Source organism: Chryseobacterium culicis (assembly GCF_002979755.1).
In the GTDB taxonomy this organism is placed as follows: domain Bacteria; phylum Bacteroidota; class Bacteroidia; order Flavobacteriales; family Weeksellaceae; genus Chryseobacterium; species Chryseobacterium culicis_A.
In genome coordinates this window covers 149,257-175,411 of the sequence record NZ_PCPP01000004.1, presented here as the reverse complement: position 1 = coordinate 175,411, position 26,155 = coordinate 149,257, and the positions used below count along the sequence as shown (strand labels likewise).

Below are 26,155 nucleotides of genomic sequence, written 5' to 3'. Positions count from 1 at the left end.
TATTTTTATGAATCTGAATCAGCAATTTGAACAGCTTTGTTTTTCGTTTACAAACGATCAGCAGTTGATTAACAGTCTTTGGAAGGAGATTGAAACCAGATATTCTGAAAAAGGCAGACATTATCACAATCTTTTTCATCTTGAAAATATGTTTCATGAACTTGAAGCAGTGAAGGCAAATATTTCAGATTTTACAGCCGTTTCCTTTTCTGTATTTTATCATGATATTATCTACGATGCGACTTCCAAGTCTAATGAGGAGAAAAGTGCTGTTAAAGCAGAGAAGAGACTTTCTGAACTTCATGTAAATAACGATAAAATCTCAATTATCTCAGAGCAGATTCTGGCGACAAAATCTCACCAGCAGTCTGATCATGGAGACACCAATTATCTTTTGGATGCTGATCTTTCCGTATTGGGCAAAGATTTTAAAACCTATATGGAATACACTCAAAATATCCGAAGAGAATATTCTATTTACCCTGATTTTTTGTATAAACCGGGACGAAAAAAAGTACTCAAGCATTTTCTGGAACTTGAAAGCATTTTTAAAACAGAATATTTTAAGAATACATATGAAGTTCAGGCAAAAGAAAATATTGCTGCAGAACTTAATCTCTTGTAACCGGAATTTATTTTATATAAAACAAAGACACCCGTTTTAAAGGTGTCTTAATTTTTACTATTTCGGTTTAAAAATACTTAGTTATAAATTCTATTGCTCTTTCCAATACAAGCTCAGGAACTTCTTTATGCGGTGTATGACCTATAGCAGGAATGATATATTTTTCAGCACTTCCACTTACCTGAGTAACTGTTTTTTCTACCTGATCCAATGTCCCGTATTCATCAGCTTCTCCCTGGATGAATAATAATGGACAAGTAATGTGCTTCAACAGATGTTCAATATTCCATGTTCTGTAGTCTTCACGTGTCCAGGTTTCCGTCCAGGCTTTGAAAAGCATTTCTACTTTATCTCCGTGATACTTCTGTAAACGTTCAGAAAGATTGGTCGTTTTGTAAGCATTCCAAGCATCATAGACTCCTTTTAATGTTACGTCTTCCACAAAAATATGCCCTGCTTCACAAATAACAGCTTTTACTTTTTCAAGATATTTTGCAGCAGTGATTAGGGCAATTGTTCCCCCATCACTATGTCCGAATAGAATTGCGTTATCAATATTCATTTCAGTCAATACATCATTCAACAGATCTGCTTCCAGCTCCATATAATTTACAGGTCTTTCATGAGTTGGCATTGGATATGATTTTCCATAGCCTAAGCGATCGTAAGCAAGCGCATTGCATTGTGCAGCTTCAGATAATTTAGCTGGAAAGTCTCTCCAAAGCTGTACTGAACCGAGTGAATCATGCAGAAAAACAATGGTAGGTCTATTTTCAAATGCATTATTATATTCCGTAAAAAGGTTTTGTCCGCCTACGTTTAGTATTTTGTTTTCTATCATTTTTATAATCAGTTTAAAGTTTTATATCAATAAATATTATCGATTTAAATCCGAACAAAAATACCAAATAGCAAAATAAATACGAAATAGAAACATTAAATATGTAAAATATCCTTTAATATAAGTTAAAAACAGAACAATATTCAAAAAGCGATATATTTTTATATCTTTATTGGAAAAAATCCGGATGGACACGTTGGGAAAACAAGAACTGGAACTGTTAAGAATTCTTCAAAAGAGTTCAAGATTTGATATTACTGACCTTACAGAAAGGCTGAACATGTCCCGTACTTCTATTTATGACAAAATAAAGAAGCTTGAGAATGAAGGTTACATTACCAATTATGTAGCTTTGATTGACCCTAAAAAGGTAGGACTGAATTTCACGGTCATTATAACAGTATCTCTCAACAGCCAGCAGATTGAATATGTAGAAGAATTTTCAAAGAAAATAGCAACGCTGGATGAAGTTGTGGAAGCCTATGTTACAGGAGGTATTTTTGATTACATCTTAAAAGTTGTGGTGCAGAATCCGGAGGCTTTCAGTGAGTTTATAGCAACGAAGCTATCTGTTATACCTCATATCAGTAAAATCAAGAGTTCATTTGTTATGAATCCTATCAAGCAGTCTACAGAGCTTTATTTTTAATAAAAAAGGAACTCAGATCTGAGTTCCTTTTTTATTATAACGTAGGTATTTTCGTTTCTTCAAATTCTTTTAATAAGTGACTGAAAACAGTTTCCACCGGAAGAATGTCATTAATCAGAGCCGAAACCTGACCTATTTCCAATTCTCCATCTTCCATATCTCCTTCAAACATTCCACGTTTTGCTCTTGCTCTTCCTAATGAAGCAATTAAGGCTTCTTTATCTCTTCCATTCAGGTAGATATCTTCCAGTTCATTGAAGAACTTATTTTTCACCATTCTTACAGGTGCCAGTTCTTTCAATGTAAGATGAGTATCTCCTTCCTGTAGTTCTGTAATTTTCTTTTTCCAGTTTTCATGAGCACTTGCTTCTGTAGTGGCAGCAAAACGGGAACCGATCTGTACACCGTCTGCACCAAGAATCATAGCTGCTTTGATTTGTGAACCTAAGGCAATTCCACCTGCTGCAATTAATGGTTTAGAAATATGTTTTTTTACATTCGGAATAAGACAGAACGTTGTTGTTTCATCTCTTCCGTTGTGTCCTCCTGCTTCGAAACCTTCTGCAACAATAGCATCTACTCCTGCATCTTCACATTTTACAGCAAATTTGGTAGAGGAAACTACGTGAGCTACTTTTATTCCTTCTTTCTGCAGGGTTTCTGTATAGGTTTTAGGATTTCCTGCTGACGTAAATACAATTCCCACTCTTTCTTCAAGAATAATCTGAATGATTTCTTCAATATTAGGGTATAACATCGGTACATTTACCCCGAAAGGTTTATCAGTCGCCTGTTTACATTTCTGGATATTTTCTCTTAGAATGTCAGGATACATACTTCCCGCTCCTATAATACCCAATCCGCCACAGTTAGAAACAGCAGAAGCCAGTCTCCATCCCGAGTGCCAGATCATCCCAGCCTGGATAATTGGATATTTAATATTAAAAAGGTGTGAAATTCTATTTTGTGTTGCCTCCATATCATGAAGTTTTTTTGCAGCGTTGAAATCTATAAAATTGCTCATGCGTAAAAATACTAAAAACAATGGTTTTCAGGGAAGAATATGTCAATATTTTCTATCATTCCCACTCATGTTTTAAAGCTTTATCATAAAAAAAACCTTCAGAAATTCTGAAGGTTTTGATTTTATTTTGTTATGGATTGTTTCTTCCAGTTAGACTTAAAGCTACAGCTGTCGTAACGTCCGTCAATAGAGATAAAAGTTGTCGGTAACTTAGAGTTGACAAACTTTTCAACCATTTCACTTTTCTTTTTATTCAGCGCCATCTGCTTGATTCTGCTGAAATCTGTTTCCAGTGTAATCTGGTGAGAAGGAATCACATCTTCAATTTTAATGATCTTGATTTGCTTTCTCTTGTTTTCTTCATCTTCAAAAGCAGTAGTGATGTCTCCCTTGTTCAATCCTGCCAATTCATAGCTGATTGTTCCAGGAATACTTTCTCTTTCGATTTTATCAGAACCATCAGCTCCAGGAACTACTCCAGCGTTGAATTTTGTTCTTTTATCTTCTGAGAATTTAAAAGCAGCATCTTTAAATGTCATTTTGCCATTCAAAATAAGACCTCTAATGCTGTCTAGTTTTGCTTTTGCTGTTTTAATTTCCTCATCAGTGGGAGTAGCTTTTAACAAGATGTGTCTTGCATCATATACTTTACCTGATCTTTTCAATAACTGAATAATATGGAAACCAAATTCAGATTCGATAGGATCTGAGATTTCATTTTCCTGAAGGTTCAATGCAGCGGCTTCGAATGGCTTAACCATCTGCCCTTTATTGATATTTTTATACAATCCACCATTAGCAGCCGATCCTTCATCTTCAGAATAGATTCTTGCCTGGCTCTCGAAGGTTTCTCCTCCAATAATATCCTGCTTGATCTTTTTCAATCTGTTGATAAGATCTTGCTTGTGAGCTTCCGTAAGTGCCGGATAGATCATAATCTGCGCTAAAGTGACCTCATCTTTTACTTGTGGCAACTGTGTTTTATACATATTGTAGAAATCAGTAACCTCATTTGGGGTAACGTCAGCTTTATCAGTAATTCTCTGGTATTTTGCCTGTCCGTAGTACTGGTCTGTGTCTATCTTTTCGATAGCATTTTTCATCTCATAAGAGTTTCTGAACTTATAAGCGGCAAGCAATGTTTTTTCATCCGGAAATTGAGAAAGCAACTGACGGTATTTTGCGTTAGCCTGTTCCTTAATGGCTGCAGAACGGTTTTCAATTAAGGTATCTTTTTTTGCTTCGTATACAAGAAGCTTGTTGCTGATAAGGTTTTCCAGGAACTCACATTTGTCTGTATTCGCAGCTCCCTGTTGTTTCCCATAATTCATCTGCTCGTTTACATCAGATTCCAAAACAATCTCATCCCCGATAACAGCTGCAATACCATCCACCAAATCTCCTTGTTTTAGCTGGGCATTCATCATATTTGAAGAGAATATCATGATGAAAATCCCAAGAAGAAAAGTGATTTTTAGTTTATTTGTCATTTTACTATTTTAACAAGTTGCAAATTTAGAATTCTTAACGAATTACACTCAATTTTTTATTATAAATATTTCTTAAAAAGACTTATTTACTGCAGTTCAACATCAAATGTCGTTAATTCTTTGAATTGTCTCAATCTGCTGAACATATCTGCTTCGCTTACTTCCTCTATTCTTTCTGTTCCGAACTTCTCTACAGTGAAAGAAGCCATTGCAGATCCTACAATAAGTGCAGATTTCATCGTTTCGAAATCAATTTTTTCTTTTTTAGCAAGATAAGCAGCAAATCCTCCGGCAAAAGTATCTCCTGCTCCTGTTGGATCGAAAACATCTTCTAATGGAAGAGCCGGAATAGCAAATACTTTATTATCATGGAAAAGCAAAGCTCCGTGTTCTCCTTTTTTGATAATTACATACTCAGGACCCATTGTGTGAATTTTTTTAGCCGCTTTTACTAAAGAATATTCTCCTGAAAGCTGTCTTGCTTCTTCATCATTGATGGTAATAACGTCTGTTTTTGCAATCATATCCATTAAGATATCCCATGCAGAATCCATCCAGAAGTTCATGGTATCAAGGATAACCAGCTTAGGACGGTTGTTCATTTTTTCAAGTACAGATAGCTGCACTCCAGGGTGTAGGTTTCCAAGTAATAAAATTTCGGCATCCTGCATTGAATCCGGGATTTTCGGATCAAAATTCTCAAGTACATTTACTTCTGTAGCCAAAGTATCTCTTGTATTCAGATCATTGTGGTATTTTCCAGACCAGAAGAATGTTTTTCCTTCTTTTACGATTTCAATTCCTTCGATGTTTACCTCTCTGTTTGTGAACATGTCAAGATGTTCTTGTGGAAAGTCTCCTCCTACTACAGAAACAATTCCGGATTTAACGCCTAAAATTGATGAAGTGATCCCGATATAAGTGGCTGCACCTCCTAAAATTTTGTCCGTTTTACCAAATGGTGTTTCAATTGCATCAAATGCAACACTTCCTACAACTAAAAGTTTCATATATTTTTCAATGTATATTAAAAGTAATTATTTTTTCCATTCAAAAGTGTCCAGCAGGTGTTTCATATCATTTTTGATATAGTTCACTGCAGGCGCAAGAGAATCCGGTTTCGGTCTCGTATTAAAATATAAGTAAGCAGTCACGAAGTGCTTCGTACTGTCTGTAATGTAAAACTGAAGATTGGAAGCACTCTGGCCTTTCAGCTCATAGAAGTTCCCATATACTTTCTTTTCAGGGTATTCGAAAGATTTTGTATCAATGGAACTCGCTTTAATGGTATGTTCATACACCATTTTCTCAGCTTCCTTGATGTGGTCTGCAAAGTCGTTCTGTATCGGGTAATAGGTAACAAAAAGCTTAGCCTTCATTTTCGGATAATTCACATAGAACCAGCAGGGTTTCTTAGCAGGTGCAATCGAAGCAAAATCGGAATATTCAAAGGTATAGGCACAATTGTTTTCAAACTTTTGGTATTTCGGTGCAGGATATTCAAGACGCAGTTCCCCATAAGGTTTTGGTGAAGCGTCTTTTCCACATGAAATTAAAAGCAGCGATACAAAAATAAAAATGACTTTTTTAATCATTTTGCAAAAGTACAAATTAGATTTCAGATTTCGGAAGACAAATTTCAGTCTTTCAGAGAGTTTTGAATGTAATTTTCCAGAGGCTTCGGAAAGGATTTTTCATGAGAACCTTCAACGTCGGTAATCAGGTACTGGTTTTCAGCAATAAAATCGTTCCAGATCTTCTCAGAAGTGATTTCAACATTCAATATTTCAATAGTTAAATTCTTATGGGTCAGTTTATGGGTGACTATTTTTGAGCCTGTAATGAATTCCTCCATATCTGTAGAAATGGCAGCTGGAAACTCAAACAATTTCTTCCATATGAAGTCATCTGTTCTCTGACGGATCAGGAACTTTCCGTTTCTATGCACAAAATAATAGGTCAAAGCAAGATCTTCTGCCTTTACTTTTTTAGTTTTCACGGGATAATCTGACATTTTATGCATAGAAAATGCGAGACAGTCTTCATTTACAGGGCATTCTCCGCAAATTGGATTTTTGGGTTTACAGATTTCTGACCCTATATCCATCATGGCCTGATTAAAATCGCCCACATTTTCAGGCATTACTAAAGCAGCAAGCTCAGAAAAATAAGTAAATGCTCTGGAATTTGAAATATCAAAATCATCGGCAAAAAGACGGCTCAGAACACGGTAGAAATTCCCGTCAACCGCTGGCATTCTTCCACCGAAACAGATACTCGAAACAGCTGCTGCAGTATATTTTCCAACTCCTTTTAATTTTAAAATTTCTTCATACTGATTCGGAAAAACACCCCGATAATCATTCATGATCTGTTGGGCAGCTTTATGAATATTGATGGCTCTTGAATAATAGCCTAGTCCTTTCCAATACAATAAAACTTCATTTTCTTCAGCTTCTGCCAACGTTTTTACATTGGGAAATCTTTTAATAAAATTATTATAATGGTTTAATCCCTGATTGATTCTTGTCTGCTGAAATACAATTTCACAGATCCAGATTTTGTACGGATCTTTTGTCTGTCTGAAAGGCAGATCTCTTGCATTATTTTTATACCATTCTAGGATTTTGCTGCCAATATGCAGAAAATCTGAACTTTGGTTATCCTTCTCCAAAAATTTTCGTTTTGCTTTTATGAGATACTTCGTGAACTATGTTCGTAAACTTTCAGTTTACACTCCGTATGACATTGCTAATACCACCCATCTTCAATAAGCGAATATTATGTACTGTCACATGCATTGTGGAGTCGAAGAATTTTATATTTGCAAAGATAAAATTTATTTATCAGCTTTCACAGAATATACAGGCGCAGCTTTTAACCATTGATATTTTAAATTCCTGTCTTTGGCAATGAAACGATACCCTTCCAGTTTTTTCAGATAAACATACATGGAATCGGTATTCTTGATCTTTAATTTATATTGGGATAAAAACATCATAGGCATTTCTACGGCAGAATCTCTTACTGTTTTCAATACTTTTCCTGATTTTACTTTATAAAGAAAGAATGATTTTCCACGGCCTTTGGAACTGTCTGCCAGTTTTACTTCTGAACTTGCAAGGACGAGTTCGCTGCCATCAAAACATTCATCTCTATTCATGATGTATGCTTTTCCTTCCTGACGTTCCTGTGCGAAAAGATCATTTTCGTAAGTGCCCGGACTTTGGTATTTTTTCTCACAGCTTATCAAAAGTACCATCATTATCGCAGGTAAACCCATAATAAGCCTCTTATTCATATTAAATTTCATAGGTGTTGGTTGAAAAAAAACCGATGTAAAATTGCATCGGTTTTTGTTATATAAAGTACGTTTATGTTACTCCTGAGTATATTCTGCATCCCATTCGTTACCATCATCTCCTTTGTGTCCGTCCAATTTAATAACGAAACTTTTTGTAGGGAAATAAGGGGTCATACGGATATCCAGCCATACTCTGTCTTTGTTTACTCTATCCTGTTCAAAACGAACAATTTTGAATTTCTCGATCAATTTGTCCGGTCCTTTGATGTTATCAAGGAATGTCACAATCTGTCTTCTCAAATCGTCTTCGTTTTTAGCATTCCAGTTTTCGAAAGCTCTTCTGTTCAGGAAGTCAAGCAATACTTTGGTTACATAGTCGAATACACGAACTACAGAATACGTCTGAAGACCGATATTGTCTCCTGTAAATAATGTCTTCGCTGAGAAAGCCATAATTTTTCCGTACTCGTTTACCATAGGTACAAGACCCATTTTTTCCAACTGAGAAATTTCACTTTTCTTCAATTCGAATTTTACGGCATCTACCTCGTTGATATTACCATGTTTTTTACCTGCTGCCACCTGAGACATCAGTGTTTTGTGGATTTTTCCGGCTAATGAAGTGGAAGGTGGAAGTTCTACATTTTCTTCTTCACCTACTTCTTCAGCTTTCCCACGTCCTACCAGCCAGTTACATGTCATAATAACGTTACTTCTGTGAAGCTCACCTCCTGTAAGGTTTGCAGAGTGGAATAAATCTACAACGTCATCCGGTTTATCAAGGTTGGCGAAGTCTGTAACCATCATAACTTTGTTTTCGTTACAGATTTTTGCCCATTTCTCGATCACCTTGTTAGATCCTAAATATCCTGGAATGGCAAGGATTGAGTAGTTATCTCTAAGGTCAAGACGGTCGTAATAGTTTTTAAATTCTTCTGAGATTGCATCAATGAACAAAGGGTTATCCAAATCGGAAACCTGTTCAAGGCTTGCATTTACGATACTTACGTTATCCACTTTATCCAATTCTGTATTTTTGTAGAATTGAGCTACTGTTCTGTAGTTGGTTTCCAACAGACGAACGGCATCCAGTGTATTTTTTAAGTTTGTTTTCAGGTTTTGATCGGCCTGCTGTGCTTTAGTTTTGCAGGTATCGGCCATTTTATCTGCAGATTCACTCCCTTCTAAAAGGTTTACCCAAAGATTGATCTTCTGAAGAAGTTCTTTTCTTTCGTCTGCTTTATTGCTGTCATTCAGGAAGATTTCTTTTCTTGCCTTTCTTGTTGGGTTCATATTGGCAATACCGTCTACAACGGATTCAACAAAGCCAAATCCTCCCATTTTATTGAGCTCTGCAAGCGGGTTGCCCTTCGGCTGCCCTGCATGTTGCTGCTGCCCCTGCTGCTGGCTTTCTTGTGCCTGTAATTTGCTATCCATGATTTAATGTTAGTCTTTAATTATTTTTCAAGTTCTTGTGCCACTTCTTTCAATACTTCTATGAACGCAGTTCTTGTCTGATCGTTCTCCAGCATGTTGCGTAGAATTTTATTGGTTTTCAGCTGACGTACTATTTTATTGTACTGCTCCTGTTCCATGCTCAGTTGCTGCAGATAATCTGACTTCTGAGTAAGGCTTTTAGGGGTAAAGTCTCCAAGGTTTTGAAAACGGAATTCTTCTTCTACCATTCCGCCGTCTTCTGTTTCGTGTTGTACAGATACTGAAGGCTGAAAATGTTTGAAAACGTCTTCCACTGTTTTTAATCCTGTTACGATTTCAGGGGTATAAGACTCGTCTGTTGTAAGTTGGCTTACTATCAGTGATTTATTTTCCTGTATTTCCTGAATAGCTTCATTAGCGTCTACTTTTACCTCGTTTCCGCCAACACCATAATTAAACATTGCCATATTATTGTTATTTTGAGATTTACTATTTTGGTTTGGATCTGTCTTTGAGTAATTTACCGATGAATCAAATAAATTACCAATCCAATGTTTAAATTTAAAAAAAAACTGTAACATACAAAATTTTACTAAGATTTTTCTTGATTCATCTAAATCTATTTACATTTATTTAACATACAATCACCGCATTACGATATCACTAAGCTATGAAAAAATAAATAAACTTAAGCTAACCAGGATTAGAAATTCATATTATCTGCCAGGAGGACGGAAGAAGGAGGCTAAAAGCTATTCATGTCAAGGTTTTAAATCTTGATAGAGATAGAATAAAACGGCCTGTAGTTCTTATTTTATTATCAATCTTCCCCTTTTCCGGCTTTCTGACATTATTAAAAAATAAGAAATCGTCTGATGCGAAGAAAAATATTCTTTATATTTAAATAAAGTTAAACAGGAGTAATGAAAGATGTAAAAATAGCATTTAGAAAACCGATATTTCCAGTTTCAGAAGCATTACAGCAGTATTTGGAAAAATATAACAGAACCACCAAAATCAGGTTTCTGTATGAAGACCTTCTAAGGTTTAGCGACAGTGTGAGTATTCTGGATAAGGACGGCAAAGACACATTGTGGCTTGGGGTCTTGTATTCTGAATATGAGTTTAAAGAGATAGAGGCTAATTTAAATAAGATTTATACCCTACTTCATTCTGATGGAGATATCGCTACTTTACCTTATCTGAAAGTAGATACGATCGACTTTTGTACTTTCGGAAATTCTAAACCTTTCCGGATTCGGGTGAGAAATGTACTGAATGATAATTATACGTATTTTTATATTAAACAGGCTGATGCTTCACGAATATTCGGACTGGAGCTTGAAGATCTGCTTTCTCCCAACCGAATTAATTTTCTGGTGTACAAAAATACTTTGATTGAAGAGCATATTTTAGGAATTCCGGGAGATGTTTTTATTCAAAAGCATCTTCCCAACTGTTCAGAACTTGAAAAGGCCCAGATTTCCAAAGAGTTTGTAAAATTCAATGAGCGATGTCTCATCGGGTTGCTTGGGGATATGCGTTCTTATAATTACGTCGTTATTCCTATACATGATTTCGACCAGGTTATTTACAGAATTCGCCCCATAGACTTTGATCAGCAAACTTACGAAGGGAATTTAAAAGTCTATCTTCCGCAGTATTTCAAAGAAAATAGTCAAATGGTCAATATGGTACTGGAAAAACTGAAGCCCAGCTCTATAGAACAATACCGTAAGGAGGTACGATCACAAATCGTAAAAAGAGTGACCAGCAGCCAAAACAGATTTGATGAACTTATTTCTATTATGAAAAAAGATAATATCGCACCGGAAGCCAATGTCATAGAATTAAGGACAGCGTTACAAAAGCTCACCTACGATGTCAACTTCAAGTATTGTAAAACGATGGGAGACATTATAGAAACCGGAATAAAGTTTGTTCTCCGGAATTATAAGAAAGAATATTAAAAAGAGAATCCGCTTCGTATTGAAGCGGATTCTTTCTTTTCTAACAATTTTCGGGTAAAATTACCAGATTTTTATTCTGTCCTGAGGAGCTTTATACATTTTGTCTCCCGGTTTGATATCAAATGCTTTGATGAATGAATCCTGATTTACTAGTGGTCCAAAGGCTCTGAACATTCCCGGAGAGTGCGGATCTGTTTTCACCTGATTGATCATATACTGATCGGTAGCTTTTGTTCTCCACACAGTTGCCCAGCTTAAGAAAAATCTCTGATCCTGAGTGAATCCGCTGATTTTTCCTGGATTTCCTTTGTCTTTTAAATACATCTGCAGCGCATCGTAAGCCACCGCTACTCCACCTAAGTCACCGATGTTTTCACCACTTGTAAACTTACCGTTCACGAAGCTTCCTTTTACAGGTTCATAAGCACTGTACTGAGCCGCTAACTGACCTACTTTTGCATCAAAGTTTTTACGGTCAGCATCTGTCCACCAGTTATTAAGGTTACCATCACCATCGAAACGTGAACCACTGTCATCAAATCCGTGAGAAATTTCATGGCCGATAACAGCTCCGATCCCTCCGAAGTTCACCGCTGCATCCGCTAAAGGATTATAGAAAGGTGGCTGAAGAATGGCTGCAGGGAATACAATTTCGTTGTTTGATCCGCTGTAATAAGCATTTACAGTTTGAGGAGACATTCCCCATTCGGTTTTATCAACAGGCTTTCCTACTTTATCCAGACTTCTCTGATACTGCCATGCTGCTACATTCTGAAGGTTAGAATACAGGGTTGCTCCCTGTTTTGGAGATTCTACTTTCAGTTGAGTATAATCTTTCCATTTATCCGGGTACGCAATTTTCACGGTAAACTTGGATAGTTTTTCCTGAGCTTTTATTTTGGTCTCAGGAGACATCCAGTCTATATTCGCGATGTGTGTTTTGAATGATTTTAAAAGGTAATCAATATACGTTTCCATCTGCTTTTTAGCTTCAGGAGTGAAGTATTTGTCTACATACAGTTTTCCGAATGCTTCTCCAAGAACACCATTCACAAGGGTAAGCCCTCTTTTGTTCATTGGACGCTGTTCTTTCTGCCCCTGTAAATATTTAGCATAAAAATCGAATCTGATCTGCTCCAGGCTATCATCCAGATTGCTTGCATTTCCATTGATGATGTGATATTTCAGATAATCTTTCAGTAAAGGAAGGTTTTTCTGGGTAATGAACTGATCCATATTCTGGTAGTATTTCAGTTCACCGATGATCACTCGGTCTGTATTTACGCCAGCATCTTTCAGATATTTTGCAAGATCTACATTTTTAACAAGACCAGATAATTCTGATACATTTTTAGGGTTGTACCTTAAATTAGCATCTCTGTTTTGCTCAAGAGTCAATAAATAATTAGCTAGCTGTTTTTCAAAGTCTACTACATTCTGTGCAGCCTGTGGAGAGTTTTTATATCCTAAAACTCCAAATAGCTTTCCTACATATGCCTGGTATTCCGCCAATGTTTTAGTATTGGCTTCATTTACTTTCTGGTAGTAATCTCTTCCCAATCCCAGATCCGGACCGCCAAGATATACTGCATTCATATTGGAATTCTTCATATCAGCGCCCACTCTCCATCCGTAGAAAGAGTTGTCTCCTAATCTTGTAGCTTCCAAAAGGTATTTCTGAAGGTCATTAAGACTTTTAATAGCATCTACTTTGGCAAGATCAGCTTTGATGGGTGCCAGACCTTCTGCATTTCTCTTATTGGTATCCATAAAAGAAGCATACAGATTCTGGATTTTCTGTCCTTCTGAACCTGCAGGATATGATTCTGTAAGAATTTTGTTTAATATATCTAGTGAAGCATCATCAACATTTTCTCTCAAAGCATTGAAAGAACCCCAATTTGCTTTATCGGAAGGAATCTGAGTCGTTTTTACCCAATTTCCGTTCACATAGCTAAAAAAGTCATCCTGTGGGCGGACACTTGTATCCATATACGATAAATTAATCCCCTCCTCTTTAGCTTCTTCTTTTACCGGTTCAGCCACTACAGCGGTAGCTTCTTTTTTGTTCTCCGTCCCTGCAGTCTTGGCTGCACCACACGAATTAAGAAATACAATACCTGAAAGGGCAAGTATTCCAATATTTAGCTTTTTCATTAAAGATAATTTTTGATTTTACACAAACTTATCAAATATACAAACTTTAATGATATGTTATGAATGATATTTATATATGGGTGGAAATTGAGGATTTGGATTAAAAATTTAAAGTTTTGAGTTTACCACCCCGTCAAAAATTCTTTGAATTTTTGACACCCCTCCAAAGGATGGGAATGATGGAAGCCACTACGACAAATATATATCATCCAATTCCCTAATCCCTAATCCCTAATCCCTAATCCTATTCACCTGCTACCTATTATCTACCACCTGTTACCTAAAAAAATAACCGCCCATTGCTGAGCGGTTGTTATTTTTACCAGATTTTGATTCTTTCTTCCGGCGTTTTGTATAGTTTGTCTCCTTTTTTCACATCAAATGCTTTGTAGAATGCATCAACGTTGATTAGCGGACCAAAACTTCTGAAATATCCTGGAGAGTGTGGGTCAGTTTTCACCTGATTTACCATATATTTTTCACTTGATAATGTTCTCCAAACCGTTGCCCAGCTTAGGAAAAATCTCTGATCCTGAGAGAATCCGCTGATTTTCCCTGGGTTTCCTTTGTCTTTCAGATACATCTGAAGAGCGTCATAAGCGATGTTTACCCCTCCTAAGTCAGCGATATTTTCTCCATTTGTGAAAGTACCGTTTACAAAAGTTCCTTTTACCGGCTCGTATTTATCATACTGAGAAGCAAGAGCTTTTGTTGCTTTTTCGAAGTTGGCTTTATCTGCCGGAGTCCACCAGTCTACTAAGTTACCGTCTGCATCGAACTGTGCTCCTGAATCATCAAATCCGTGGCTCATTTCGTGACCGATAACGGCACCGATACCTCCGAAGTTTACAGCAGCATCAGCTTTAGGGTTGAAGAATGGCGGCTGAAGGATTGCAGCTGGGAATACAATCTCGTTGTTTACCGGGTTGTAATATGCATTTACAGTCTGCGGAGTCATTCCCCATTCTGTTTTATCAACCGGCTTACCAATTTTAGCTAAGTCTTTGTTGTACTGCCATTCACCGATGTTCTGAAGATTCTGATATAGATTTCCTCCTTTAGCTTCAGAAACGATATTTAATTTTGAATAGTCTTTCCATTTGTCCGGATAAGCAACTTTTACCGTAAACTTGTTCAGTTTCTGCATTGCTTTTTCCTTAGTTGTAGAAGACATCCAAGCTAAATTATTGATATGAACGGCGAAACTTTTCTTTAAATAGTCGATCAATTCTACCATCTGAGCTTTTGCTTCAGCAGGGAAATATTTTTCAACATATAACTTTCCGAAAGCCTCTCCTAAAGTACCATTAATCAGCTCAAAACCTCTTTTGTTAAGAGCTCTTTGTTCCTGTTGACCTCTAAGATATTTACCATAGAAAGCAAATTTCATGTTTCCTAAGTTTTCACTTAAATAAGAAGCACTTCCGTGGATCATATGGAATTTAAGATAATCTTTGATCACAGAAAGATTCTGAGCATTGATTAGTTTATCAAAGTCTTTATAGTATCCTAATTCACTGATGATTACTTTGTCAGAATTTACCCCTACTTTTTTAAGGTAGCCAGGGATATCCACTCCTTTTACCAAAGTAGAAAGCTCAGCCATTGTTTTAGGGTTATACTGAAGGGTGTTGTCACGGCTCTGCTCGTTTGTCAGATAAGTATTCGCGATGCTTTTTTCAAAATTAACGATACCTTTTGCTGCTTCATCAGCATTTTTATATCCTAATTCTTTTAACATGGAAGCTACATACTTCTGATATTCAGCAATAGCTTCTGTATTTTTCTCGTTTACTTTCTGGTAGTAATCTCTTCCTAAACCTAAAGAAGCGTTTCCTAAATAAACAGCGTTCATTTTAGAATCTTTAAGGTCTGCATCAATTCCCCATCCGTATAAAGTATTTTCTCCTTCTTTCGTTACAGAAATCAGATAATTCTGAAGATCAGCCATGCTTTTAATCGCATCAATTTTATTCAGATTATTCTGAATAGGCTTAATTCCGTCAGCATTTCTCTTCTCCATATTCATATAAGTAGCATACAAATCCTGGATCTTTTTCCCTTCACTTCCGTCAGCAAATTTATCTTTCAAAAGAGAGTTCAGGATCGTCATGGAATTGTTATCCGTATCCTCAGCCAGTTTATTGAAGCTTCCCCAAGTTGGTTTATCAGATGGAATTTTGGCTGTTTTCATCCAGGTTCCACTCACATAGTTGTAAAAATCATCCTGAGGACGCACCGAAGTATCCATCAAGCTAAGGTCTAAGCCTTTATCTGTGTTATTCACTGCTACTTTAGCAGCTTTAGCTTGTGCGCTCATCGTAGTCTGAGTGCAGATCCCTGCTATTAAAAACAAAGAAAGCGTTATTTTTTTCATTATGATAACAATTTTTAGAATAGGTATGATTTATTTCGAATTTGTTACTTTTCAATAAAACAAATTTAAATAAATAACATGAAAGTATCCTAAGTGGGAAGTTGGGAGCAGGAGGCTGGAAGTTATGAAAGTCATAAAACAACCTCCAGCTACATGACCATATTTTTTAGTCCAAACTTTTACTGGAAAAATCAGACAATAATTTCCAGCTTCCCAACTTTTTAAGAAGTTGCTATCTCTTTCACATTCCCGGTTCTTTTCAGGAATCCCCAGGACTGCATTTCGCCTTTCAATGCTTTTCTTAAACTTTTAAATAATACAATATACATCAGCCATCTATACCCGAATCTCTGCGGAATAATATACAGGAGGTTAATCAGTTTTTCCCGCTGCATAATGAATGCCACTAAAGCTAATGAAGCATCCACTAAAAGAAAGATCAGATAATAGGTGAATATTTTGTCTCCGTTTCCGGACAGAATTCCAAAGAACATAATCACGTCTGCCAATGGCGAGAAAAATGGAATAATGTATTGGAATAATAAAATATTCGGCATTGCCCAAAGTCCCAATCCTTTATATTTGGGGTTAAGGAAAGTTTGTCTCTGTTTCCAGAACATCTGCATAATTCCATAGGTCCAGCGAAAACGCTGTTTCAAAAACTGCTTTACGGTTTCAGGAGCTTCAGTAACTGCAACAGCTCTGTTTTCATTGGCCACAGTATATCCTGCTTTTAAAATTTTCACAGTAATATCACAGTCTTCCGCTAAAGTATCAGATGAATAGCCTCCAGCTTCAATAATCACCGATCTTTTAAAGGCTCCGATAGCCCCCGGAATTACGGTAATAGCATTGATATGAGCATACGCAAGTCTGTCGAAATTCTGACTTGTTGTATATTCTATCGCCTGCCATTTGGTGAGCCAGTTTACTCTGTTTCCTACTTTCACATTTCCAGCAACAGCAGCTATTTTCTCTTCAGTATTTGAATTCAAAAATCTGGCGATCATGTATTTTACAGCATCCTGCTGAAGTTTGGTATCCGCATCAATGCACACTACATATTCTGCATCAGTTTCTGAAATTCCAAAGTTTAAAGCAGTGGCTTTTCCGCCATTACTTTTGGTGAAAATTTTCAGGTTCGGATGATTCGGGAATGCTTCTACTGCTTTTTCATACGTAGAATCTTTGCTTCCGTCATCTACCATGATGATGTTAAAATTCGGATAAGTCTGTTTCAACAAATTCTGAAGGGAAGAAACAATATTCACTTCTTCATTATAAGCAGGCACAATAATGGAGACTTTCGGATAGGATTCCAGAACCGGAAATTCACCCAGTTTTTTTTCTTTTCTTCTTTCTTTAAAAGCCCAATAGGCCATCAGCAGCAGTCTGATCATTCCCAATACAATAAAAATGGTAAACAAAGCCACCAGAAAATGGCTTATTCCGTAAATAACGGTCGCTAGCACAAGGTTCAGCTGCATGATGTAATAGGACTTTGTTTTAGGAACTGCAGGCATCAGTTCGCTTCTGCTTTTATGTAAAATATTCGTCAGGTTGGTAAAATGATAGCCTTGTTTCTGAAGTGTTGGGATCAGAATTTTCAAAGCTTTCACCGTCTCTGCTCTCGTATCTCCGCCCGCATCGTGAAGGAGGATAATATTTCCTCTCTCCTGCTTGATTCCGGCCATTACACGTTTTACAATTTCATCAGCTTTTATTCCGGGCTGCCAGTCTTCGGGATCAATATTTTCACCAATATCAAGATAGTTTTGCTGTCTTGCCAAAGCCACCGGAATAATCTCTTCTGAAGTGGTAGGCTCAGAATCTGCATTATAGGGAGCTCTGAATAAAATTGTGCTGTGCCCTGTGATACATTCGATGAGAAGTCTTGTAAGCTTCATTTCCAACAAAGCTCTTTCGGGGCTTACTTTTGCTACATTTTCGTGAGTGAATGTATGATTTCCAATCTCATGTCCTTCGCGATAAATTCTTTTAACAAGCGGAAGATTTTTTTCGGCATTGAGTCCTACTAAAAAGAAAGCTGCCGGAACGTGGTACTTGGACAGGATATCCAATACCTGCGGAGTATACGTTTCATCCGGACCGTCATCAAAAGTAAGGACAAGTTCTTTCTGAGGAGCACTTCCATATTTTTTCACTTCGTAAGAGCTTGGATATGTTATATAATTTTCGTCTGTGATAATTTTCTCTTTCGGATCAATTTCCAGCGCGATTTTTCCGTCATGAGGAGTATTCAGAACATCCAGCACTTCTCCGTCTCCGATGTAATCCACCATGGTCTGCCCTTTTACATTTTCCAGCGTTTTCAAATTTAGTTTGGAAAGTCCGGCAAACGTAAGATCTTTATCATAAAAATTCCATACTCTGCTGTCTTCACTTCCCAGTCTCCAGAGTGCAGTTCCTGCCAATGGATATTCTGATGAAAAACGCATTGTATTAAAAATGGATGCTGCATCATTGAAAAACACCGTGTGTGTGAGATTTTTAGAATCTGTGTAAGAATAATTTAAATTAAAAGTATTGTCATTAAAATCAATGACCGCTTTACTGGCGCTGGCTTTGGTAATGGCCTGCATATAGGTAACGGAGGTATTGTCATCTTTATTGGAACTCCAGTCATAGCCATACGCTCCTAATCCCAAAATGATTTTCTGAGGAGAGGTCTGCTTCACAATTTTTCCTGTCTGTTCTTCAATCCATTTCTGAGAAGAAACCGGCCCGGCATCACTTCCTGCAGAATATTCATCATAAGCCATCAGCACAAAGTAATCTACATAAGGATTCAGTCTTGGGATATTATAATCATCATTATCCGTCATGATATCCATGGTCACCAGCAGCTGATTCTTTTTGAAGGTCTCTGACAGTTCTTTCATGAAGGCAATCAGATTTTCATCAGAGTTCAGGTTCATATCTTCAAAGTCAATGTTAATTCCTTTGAAGTTATATTTTTTACATTGCTGGGTAATTTTTTGAATCAGATGCGTTCTTTTTTGCGGATCATTAAGAACTTTTACCAGTCCTTCTGACCGGAATTCTCTGTCTGAGTTGTTACTGAGCATCGGCATGGCAGCAACTCCTGTTCTTTTAATCACTTTGTACCCTTCCGGATCTACATTCGTTTTCAGATCTCCTGTTTTAGGATCAAGGAAAAACCATTCCGGAAAAACAAGATTGACGTGTCTGATATTTCTTTTCAGAGACATGAGAGACTGAGGATCCCAGGCCACATAAAATGCAGAACGGATTCCTCCAGGAAACTGAGCCCAGTTTCGATTCTGATTTTTATATCTTTCAGCTCTGGCCTTCTCAATTTTGTCAAGACTGGTATGGATTGTTTTCTCAGAAATAAAGCTTCTGAAACCTTTATATTCTTTGGATATTTTATTTTCCTGAAGATAGGGTTTATTGGCTGTAATGACAGCTTTATAGTCTTCTTTAAAAGGGATTTTAGGACTTCTGTCCAGGGTCATCATCAGACCCAACGCAAGCAGAAGCAGTATTCCTATAAAGATAAAAACACGGCTTCCCCATTGTACACTTTTCCAGCGTTTCTTGCTGTTGGTCTGAAAAATCTGTTTGGAATTTTCCACGATTTTGAAATTTATTGAATGGCTTTCAAAAAGTGTGAAAAACTGTATAAAAATTAATTAAAAAAAAATTAAAAAAACAGACTCGTATTTAACTGTTTATAAGAAGACTTACCAAATCCTGAATCACCTTTTGGGAAACAAAATCCATGAAATCTACTCTTTCCAGATGTGGCATATATAATTTGGAGGTCACCTCCTGATCATTGATCCTGATGGTATAAAAAACAGTTCCTATATCTTTACCATCTTCTCCTTTTCCCGGCCCTGCAACTCCAGTGGTAGAAAGGGAAATATGGGTTTCAAACAATTGCTGACATCCTTTTGCCATTTCCTGTGCCACCTGCTCACTCACTACCGTAAACTGATCTACGGTATCTCTGGAAACATTTAAAATTTTAATCTTTTTCTCTGTAGCATAAGCCACCATTCCGCCAAGGAAGTATTTTGAGCTGCCGGAAACTGAGGTGATCATTTTTGCCAGTTCACCTCCTGTACAGCTTTCTGCCGTAGAAATCGTCAGATTCCTTTCAGTAAGCATTTCTGCCAGAATATTCTCGATTTTATCTTCAGATACTGCAATAACGTGGCCTTCTACCAAAGGAAGCAATTTCTGTATTTCTTCTTCTGTTCTCTGCTTCAACTGTTCTTCATTATCACCGGAAGCTGTCAGACGAAGCTTCACACGTGTTCCTACCGGAAGATAAGACAGTGCAATATTTTCAGGAAGTGCCAGTTCCCAGTCTTCAATCTTATCTGCAAGAATACTCTCAGGAATTCCCACTACAGAAACAATTCTGGTATGAATGTAATGAAGACTGAACCTTTGCTGCAAATAAGGAATAATCTGATCTTTAATAAGCGGTTTTACTTCGTAAGGAACACCCGGAAGACTGTAACACAATTTTCCGTTCTGCTCCATCATCATACAGGGTGCAGTTCCGTAATGGTTTTGAAAAACAATAGATTTTGTAGGGACAAAAGCCTGTTCTCTGTTTCTCTCCAGAATATCTGCCCGTCCTCTTCTTTCCATGTAGCCTTTAAGATGATTGAAAGTCACCTCATCCAGAGCAATCTCATCATTAAAATACTCTGCCAGTGCCTTTTTGGTTTTATCATCTCTGGTAGGCCCGAGCCCTCCTGTTGTAATGACTAAATCACCGGTTTCAAAAGCAATATTCAATGCATTTTTAATGGTTTCAATTTCGTCTGAGATGGTAAGAATCTGAGTAACTTTTATTCCTATGTTTTTAAGTTCGGCAGCAATAAAGTTAGAATTGGTATCTACCGTATTTCCAGAAAGGATTTCGTCACCAATGGTGATCAGAACAGCTTTTTCCATATGTTTTTTTGTTGAAAAAAATTCTCTGCAAATGACGGAAAATTCTGTGGCTGTGACAATATAAATTGATTTTTTCTATTTTTGATGAAAATATTTAAAACTACAATACAAATTATGTCTAAATATGATGATGCTTCATGGCATTATGGCGGTGATTTTCCGGAAGGACTTCCTCAGAAAAACGGGGCAACACACACAGGAATGTTCCTGAACTGGTGCATTCACAACAATATGATTTCTGATGAACTGAAAGAAGACCACGAAGAAGAAATTGAAAAATTAAAACGCAGAGAAATTACGGGTGCAGAGTTCATTATGGATTCCTGTGACGGAAAATTTTCTGAATATGATCTGAATGAACTGGGAAATCTTTTTGCAAAGGATTATTATGCTGATGATACCGATTTCGGAAACAGATACAGCTCATTTGCTGATGATTACGTCAATATTTTTGATGCAAAAGCAGAGGAAAGTGATTATGAATATGAAACCTTCTACCACATTGAAGATACCTATGAAAACTACGATCTGATGAAGCAGGTTATAGACCATCGTTTTGAGGAATGGAAGGAATATATTAAAAGCTAATATCTACAAGATAAAAGTATGAAAGGGCAAAATTGTACGATTTTGCCCTTTTATCTTTTTATTATTAATTATGCTTCACCCAGATGAGTTCATCGGTATTATAACCAATTTTTCGAGCTTTCTGAAGAAAACGCTCACGGATACTTTCCGGAATATTGGTAGTACGGGAAAGAATCCATAGATATTTTAAACTGCTGCCAGCCACCAGCGCATATTGATAGTCTTCATCAATATCTATGACGTTATAACCAGCCCAGATCGGCTTAAAAAATGAAACTTTCAGGCGGGCTTCTTTTAGATCTTTTACAAATTTAGCTTCCCCGATAGATTCATTCCATACTTTTTTAACGTAATCGTATCCTTTATTTCTGACCTGAACAGTACCATCCGGATTCAACGAATATTCTGCAGTGACATTATCCATATTTTTTTCGAATCTGTAATCAAAACGGGCTATCTCATACCATCTGCCAAGGTATTTTTTAAGATCAAAATTCTTTACAGCAGAGGCACCTCTGGGAATTCTTACTGAATAGGAGTTGAAAATGATAAGACCCAATGCTCCCAACGAAACGGGAAGGATAATTTTATGAATGGTTTTCATGACAGTAAGATTTTGTATGGTTATTTAGGAAAACGTCAAAAATAATGCCTTACACCTGTTAAGGAACAATAAATTCTATGAAAAAACTTTCAGAAAATTATCTTTAAAGCTTCCGGAGACTTCAATTTCCGTATCGTCAGACAACATTACGGTTCCACTTTTATGATAAGATTTCACAAAACCTGTATTGATAATATGGGAACGGTGAACCCTCACAAACGGATTTTCCAGAAGGTCGTCAAAGTGTTTCAGAAAACGGCATACCATCTTCTTTGAACCATCTGTAAGGTATACCTGTGTGAAATTTCCATCTGCCTGAAGCCTTACAATATCTTCGGTTTTTACCACGTCAAATCCTTGTAAAGTGGGCAGGATCAACTGCTGCTTTTCAGGTTTTAATTTCAGATTTTCAAGGAGAATCTTATTTCTGTTAAGTTCTTCTTTTTTCTCAAGGCTTTCCACCACTTTATTGACCGCCAGAATAAGCTCTTGAATATCAATAGGTTTTAAAATATAATAACTTGCCGATTTATTTAATGCCTGCAATGAATATTGTGAAAATGCCGTAATGAAAATGGTTTCATAGGATAGATCTTTGGTTGCTTCCAGAACGTCAAAAGCATTTCCAAAAGGCATTTCTACGTCCAGAAAGACCAATTGAGGCTGTTTCTCAGTGATTAAAGGAACGGCTTCTTTAATATTTTCAGCTTCACCAAGAATTTCCACCTGCGGGCAGTATTTGGTAAGATAACTTCTCAGAACTTCTCTTGCTATGATTTCATCATCTACAATGACAGCTTTTATTTTCATTTGAATAGATATTAGGTAGCAGCTACTAGGTTGCGAATGCAAATTAGGAATATTTAATCATCCATACAATCTGCCAGTAGCTTCCTATACTTTCTTCCAGCTCCAGGCATATTTGACGATCAGTATGGTGATCACACACTCTACTATTGCCAGAAAAGTATAAAACAAATACCAATCTGAAAAGGAAGTAATCCCAATAAACAACATAATCAAAGTAAAAAATGTACCCAAGATGATATTGAGCATCCTATTGACCACTGGTTTTGCGATCAGAGAAATGAATACCATTACTGCTGGAATAGCTAAAACAACGGAAGCAAGAAGTAATTTCAGAGGAGAATCTAATAAATTGGTTCCTTCCACAAGGCCGCGTGCCTTTCCGGGAGTATACAATTCGAAATAATCGCCGTACAGATAACACAAGGTAACTGAAGTCCAAAGACCTGCCAGTATGATCTTTGTATTGACTTTACTATCTTCAAATTTTGTAGAATTGTTCATGGTTTATATTTTAATTTTGATTTACTTTTTTATTTTGTACTCCCACCAACAGCAGCCACAAACAGGTTCCTATCTCTCCTATCGTTGCCGGTAACGTGATATAATTTGATAGGGCATAGTCTGAAAAATGAGAAAAAACAGTTCTTCCAAAAACGTTGAGCAGATATCCAAAACAACCCATCATTAAGAAAATCCCTAAAATCTTGGGTAAAAAACCAGATTTACAGACCAAATAGCCAAAAGGGAAAAGCCATAATCCCCAAAAGACCTGTGCTATTAAAAGTCCTTTGTTATAATTGCTCAGCAGGAGCATCATTTGAGCTTGAAGCTGCTTTATATCCAATACTTTCAGATAATCGGCACCTTCAATTAGGGTAAGCACTGAAAATTTGCTTTGAAGATTGATGAATGAAATGGGTACACTGATAAGGGCAAGAATAACCATCAGTTTTGCATAGCTTCCATTTACCTCTTTTAACAGTTGATAGAGTGCTAAAGGGAGTAAAGTAAAAGCAATATAACAGATCATACTGCTGACAATGCTCAGTCTGAACAATTGTACTGAGGAAGAAATATTTTGAAAAGTCAATGCAGGATTTTCCCAGACGATCAGCTTAGATGGAACATACATTAAACTGAAAAATCCGGTTAGCACAACAATGAGATAAAGAAATCCCGCGAGTCTGGCTGTTTTTCTGTGGGTATTCATTTTGGGTTATGTTTTTGTCTATTAAGACAATTTCTGTTTCAAAATGGTTACAGAATTTTTCAGGCGGCGGGTAGCAGATATAAGTTAAGAGCTATTAGAAACACAAAATTTCCGGGTGTTTGCAGGACTTTGAGATAACTTAATGCACTATCAAATTTGAAGAAAAAATAGAGTAAATCAATCTGAATTCAACTTAGCTCAGATTGATTTGAAGGGTCACCAACACTCCATTATTGTTTTCCTTATCCTTTACAGAGCAGGTAATATCTTTCTTATACAGATCGTTCAGAAGCTGGATTCTTTCCAGTGTATTTTTCATTCCTCTGCCCTCTCTTGTCTTTTGATGCTGGGTTTTCTGCTTTTTACTTTCCTCAATTCCTATTCCGTTGTCTTCAATAAGAATTTTAAGGTGTGATTCACTTTTATCAAAGCTTAATTTTAAAAATCCTTTTTCAGATCTGTAGCGGAGCCCATGCCAGACAGCATTTTCCAAAAACGGCTGTATAAGCATTCCCGGAACTTGCAGGTTTTGCATATTCAGGCTTTCATCTACATCAATTTCATAATCGAACTTATCTGCAAAACGTGTTTTTTCTAAAGCAAGATAATTCTGAAGAAGATCAAGCTCCTGCTGGAAAGGAATAAAATCTTCGGCTGAGTTTTCCATTACCCCACGCATCAGCTTTGAAAATTTAGTCAGATACTGATTGGCTTCCAGTTCATTATTGGTAGCTATAAAGTGATTAACGCTATTTAAACTGTTAAAAATAAAATGCGGATTCATCTCTCTGCGTAATGATTGAAGGGCAATTTTTTTATTTTTCGTCTGAACCTTTTTCAGTGTTCTGAAAATAAAAATCATCAATCCCGTCAGTAGAATCAAAGCACCGATAAGACTGTAATTGAACACATTTTTCTTTCTGATAAGCTCATCTTTCAGCTCTTTTTCTTTTTCCAGCTGGGATATTCTCTGTTCGGTATCTTCCAGAATTTTATTATCTACCAGACTTCTGTCTTTGGAAACAAGATTCGGCAGTTTTCCTAAAAAGTCTCTGTATAACTGAACTGAAGCATCTACATTTCCTGAAATCGCATAAAGGCTATCCAGTTTTTTTACACTTTTCTGTGCTTCCAGTGTATGACCTTTATCTAAGGCAATTCCATAGGCATTTTTCAAAAGATCTACGGCTTCTTTCGGATCATTCTTTTTGATGTAAATATCTGCCAGTTCCTGAATCTGATTGACTTTTTCCTGCGAATTTTCCTTTACAAAATCTTCTTTCAGTACTTTCTTTTTAGCTTCAATAGCTTTATCATAGTTTTTGTTCTCAACATAGAGATCTGCTAATTTCTGATTGATCGCCAATGCCTGTTGAGGAGCTTCTTTTTTGGAAATTGTATAAGCGGTATTCAGGTTTTCTTCAGCGCTGGAAACATCTTTTTGTTTAAGATTAACATCAGCCAGCTGGCTGTAGCTTTCTGCAAGATCTCCCTGTTCGTTTTCTTTTTTACTCAGATTGATATTATTCTGGATGGCTTCCGCCTTAAGTTCGGGCGTTGGAGAAGAAAGTCTTGCAACATCATTAGTATTTACAGCTTTACTTTTTACACTGTACCCCATTTGTGCCGCTCTGCCATAGTTACTGATAGCAGGCGTTATTTTGTTTTGTTTTTCCTGTGACTGAGCCAATCTGCGGGTTGCTTTTTCAATATTGGGTTTGTCGTTGAGTTTTTCATACAGATTTTTAGCTTTGGTGTAATACTCTTCACTCTTCGGAAAATTCCCGTTATTAAAAAATGTTTCACCAATATTATAATATGAATCTGCCTGAGCAGGTTCATTTTTAGTATCTATTGCTTTTTTCAGCTTCTTCGTTTCTACCTGCACTTCTTCCACAGCAGCACTGCTGTTATTCGTGGTTTGGGAGTGTATAGTATTTCCCCAAAGCGCCAGTAAAAAGAAGGTAAAGAGTTTAAGCATTTTCATAAAACAAAGATATACATATATATAGTCTGCTCAAAAACTATTCACCAAGTGAAGCCTCCCTTTCACCAAGTTGAGTCATTGACACTGTGACCGTAAGGCTAAGTTTGGGGCAAAATAATTCAA

General features: G+C 36.8%; 22 protein-coding genes. 4 read left to right on the top strand and 18 right to left on the bottom strand.

Annotated elements, in window-relative coordinates; all coding sequences use genetic code 11:
- Positions 1 to 7 precede the first annotated feature (7 nt).
- Complete coding sequence (locus CQ022_RS19100; protein ID WP_105683887.1) at positions 8 to 625, top strand: hypothetical protein; 618 nt, start codon at positions 8 to 10, stop codon at positions 623 to 625.
- A gap of 67 nt (positions 626 to 692) precedes the next feature.
- Here CQ022_RS19100 and CQ022_RS19095 read toward each other — a convergent pair whose 3' ends face one another.
- Positions 693 to 1,466, bottom strand: a complete 774-nt coding sequence (locus CQ022_RS19095; RefSeq protein ID WP_185126829.1) for an alpha/beta fold hydrolase — start codon at positions 1,464 to 1,466, stop codon at positions 693 to 695.
- A gap of 187 nt (positions 1,467 to 1,653) precedes the next feature.
- Here CQ022_RS19095 and CQ022_RS19090 point away from each other — a divergent pair, with 187 nt between their 5' ends.
- A complete protein-coding gene (locus CQ022_RS19090; protein ID WP_105683885.1) occupies positions 1,654 to 2,115 on the top strand; it encodes an Lrp/AsnC family transcriptional regulator in 462 nt (153 codons plus the stop codon).
- Positions 2,116 to 2,149: 34 nt separating this feature from the next.
- Here the strand turns inward: CQ022_RS19090 and CQ022_RS19085 are convergent, their stop codons facing one another.
- The 8 genes from CQ022_RS19085 to CQ022_RS19050 all read right to left on the bottom strand — a co-directional run bounded on the left by CQ022_RS19085 (position 2,150) and on the right by CQ022_RS19050 (position 9,837).
- Complete coding sequence (locus CQ022_RS19085) at positions 2,150 to 3,094, bottom strand: NAD(P)H-dependent flavin oxidoreductase (protein WP_105684009.1); 945 nt, start codon at positions 3,092 to 3,094, stop codon at positions 2,150 to 2,152.
- Between the two features lie 167 nt (positions 3,095 to 3,261).
- Positions 3,262 to 4,629: a peptidylprolyl isomerase gene (locus tag CQ022_RS19080; RefSeq protein ID WP_105683884.1), complete on the bottom strand. Its 1,368-nt coding sequence runs from the start codon at positions 4,627 to 4,629 to the stop codon at positions 3,262 to 3,264.
- 86 nt (positions 4,630 to 4,715) lie between these two features.
- Positions 4,716 to 5,639 carry a PfkB family carbohydrate kinase gene (locus CQ022_RS19075; RefSeq protein ID WP_105683883.1) on the bottom strand — a complete coding sequence of 308 codons (924 nt, stop codon included), beginning with the start codon at positions 5,637 to 5,639 and terminating at the stop codon, positions 4,716 to 4,718.
- Positions 5,640 to 5,666: 27 nt separating this feature from the next.
- Entirely contained in the window at positions 5,667 to 6,224 is a 558-nt protein-coding gene (gene gldD / locus CQ022_RS19070) for a gliding motility lipoprotein GldD (RefSeq protein WP_105683882.1), read from the bottom strand.
- Between the two features lie 44 nt (positions 6,225 to 6,268).
- Positions 6,269 to 7,303 (bottom strand): A/G-specific adenine glycosylase, encoded by a 1,035-nt coding sequence (mutY, locus tag CQ022_RS19065; RefSeq protein ID WP_105683881.1) that lies wholly within the window; start codon positions 7,301 to 7,303, stop codon positions 6,269 to 6,271.
- Positions 7,304 to 7,468: 165 nt separating this feature from the next.
- Positions 7,469 to 7,942 carry a hypothetical protein gene (locus CQ022_RS19060; protein ID WP_105683880.1) on the bottom strand — a complete coding sequence of 158 codons (474 nt, stop codon included), beginning with the start codon at positions 7,940 to 7,942 and terminating at the stop codon, positions 7,469 to 7,471.
- Positions 7,943 to 8,008: 66 nt separating this feature from the next.
- Entirely contained in the window at positions 8,009 to 9,370 is a 1,362-nt protein-coding gene (locus CQ022_RS19055; RefSeq protein ID WP_105683879.1) for a DUF5458 family protein, read from the bottom strand.
- Positions 9,371 to 9,390: 20 nt separating this feature from the next.
- Complete coding sequence (locus CQ022_RS19050) at positions 9,391 to 9,837, bottom strand: type VI secretion system contractile sheath small subunit (RefSeq protein ID WP_165791687.1); 447 nt, start codon at positions 9,835 to 9,837, stop codon at positions 9,391 to 9,393.
- A 456-nt stretch (positions 9,838 to 10,293) separates the two neighbouring features.
- Between CQ022_RS19050 and CQ022_RS19045 the strand changes: the two genes are divergently transcribed.
- Complete coding sequence (locus tag CQ022_RS19045) at positions 10,294 to 11,340, top strand: hypothetical protein (RefSeq protein ID WP_105683877.1); 1,047 nt, start codon at positions 10,294 to 10,296, stop codon at positions 11,338 to 11,340.
- A 60-nt stretch (positions 11,341 to 11,400) separates the two neighbouring features.
- On the opposite strand, the gene CQ022_RS19040 is transcribed toward CQ022_RS19045, so the two are convergent.
- From CQ022_RS19040 to CQ022_RS19025, 4 genes are all read right to left on the bottom strand, one after another.
- Positions 11,401 to 13,497, bottom strand: a complete 2,097-nt coding sequence (locus CQ022_RS19040; RefSeq protein ID WP_105683876.1) for a M13 family metallopeptidase — start codon at positions 13,495 to 13,497, stop codon at positions 11,401 to 11,403.
- A gap of 319 nt (positions 13,498 to 13,816) precedes the next feature.
- A complete protein-coding gene (locus CQ022_RS19035) occupies positions 13,817 to 15,874 on the bottom strand; it encodes a M13 family metallopeptidase (RefSeq protein WP_105683875.1) in 2,058 nt (685 codons plus the stop codon).
- A gap of 221 nt (positions 15,875 to 16,095) precedes the next feature.
- Entirely contained in the window at positions 16,096 to 19,494 is a 3,399-nt protein-coding gene (locus tag CQ022_RS19030; RefSeq protein ID WP_105683874.1) for a polysaccharide deacetylase family protein, read from the bottom strand.
- Positions 19,495 to 19,582: 88 nt separating this feature from the next.
- Complete coding sequence (locus CQ022_RS19025) at positions 19,583 to 20,833, bottom strand: CinA family nicotinamide mononucleotide deamidase-related protein (protein WP_105683873.1); 1,251 nt, start codon at positions 20,831 to 20,833, stop codon at positions 19,583 to 19,585.
- A gap of 114 nt (positions 20,834 to 20,947) precedes the next feature.
- Here CQ022_RS19025 and CQ022_RS19020 point away from each other — a divergent pair, with 114 nt between their 5' ends.
- Positions 20,948 to 21,421 carry a hypothetical protein gene (locus CQ022_RS19020; RefSeq protein ID WP_105683872.1) on the top strand — a complete coding sequence of 158 codons (474 nt, stop codon included), beginning with the start codon at positions 20,948 to 20,950 and terminating at the stop codon, positions 21,419 to 21,421.
- Positions 21,422 to 21,485: 64 nt separating this feature from the next.
- Here the strand turns inward: CQ022_RS19020 and CQ022_RS19015 are convergent, their stop codons facing one another.
- From CQ022_RS19015 to CQ022_RS18995, 5 genes are all read right to left on the bottom strand, one after another.
- The gene (locus tag CQ022_RS19015) at positions 21,486 to 22,025 is read right to left on the bottom strand and encodes a lipocalin family protein (protein WP_105683871.1); all 540 of its coding nucleotides are present in this window, start codon (positions 22,023 to 22,025) and stop codon (positions 21,486 to 21,488) included.
- Positions 22,026 to 22,100: 75 nt separating this feature from the next.
- The gene (locus CQ022_RS19010; RefSeq protein WP_185126828.1) at positions 22,101 to 22,835 is read right to left on the bottom strand and encodes a LytR/AlgR family response regulator transcription factor; all 735 of its coding nucleotides are present in this window, start codon (positions 22,833 to 22,835) and stop codon (positions 22,101 to 22,103) included.
- 84 nt (positions 22,836 to 22,919) lie between these two features.
- Complete coding sequence (locus CQ022_RS19005; RefSeq protein ID WP_105683870.1) at positions 22,920 to 23,336, bottom strand: DUF6326 family protein; 417 nt, start codon at positions 23,334 to 23,336, stop codon at positions 22,920 to 22,922.
- Between the two features lie 10 nt (positions 23,337 to 23,346).
- On the bottom strand, positions 23,347 to 24,045 hold the full coding sequence (locus tag CQ022_RS19000; RefSeq protein WP_105683869.1) for a DUF4386 domain-containing protein: 699 nt from the start codon (positions 24,043 to 24,045) through the stop codon (positions 23,347 to 23,349).
- A 193-nt stretch (positions 24,046 to 24,238) separates the two neighbouring features.
- Complete coding sequence (locus tag CQ022_RS18995) at positions 24,239 to 26,032, bottom strand: histidine kinase (RefSeq protein ID WP_105683868.1); 1,794 nt, start codon at positions 26,030 to 26,032, stop codon at positions 24,239 to 24,241.
- Positions 26,033 to 26,155: the final 123 nt, after the last annotated feature.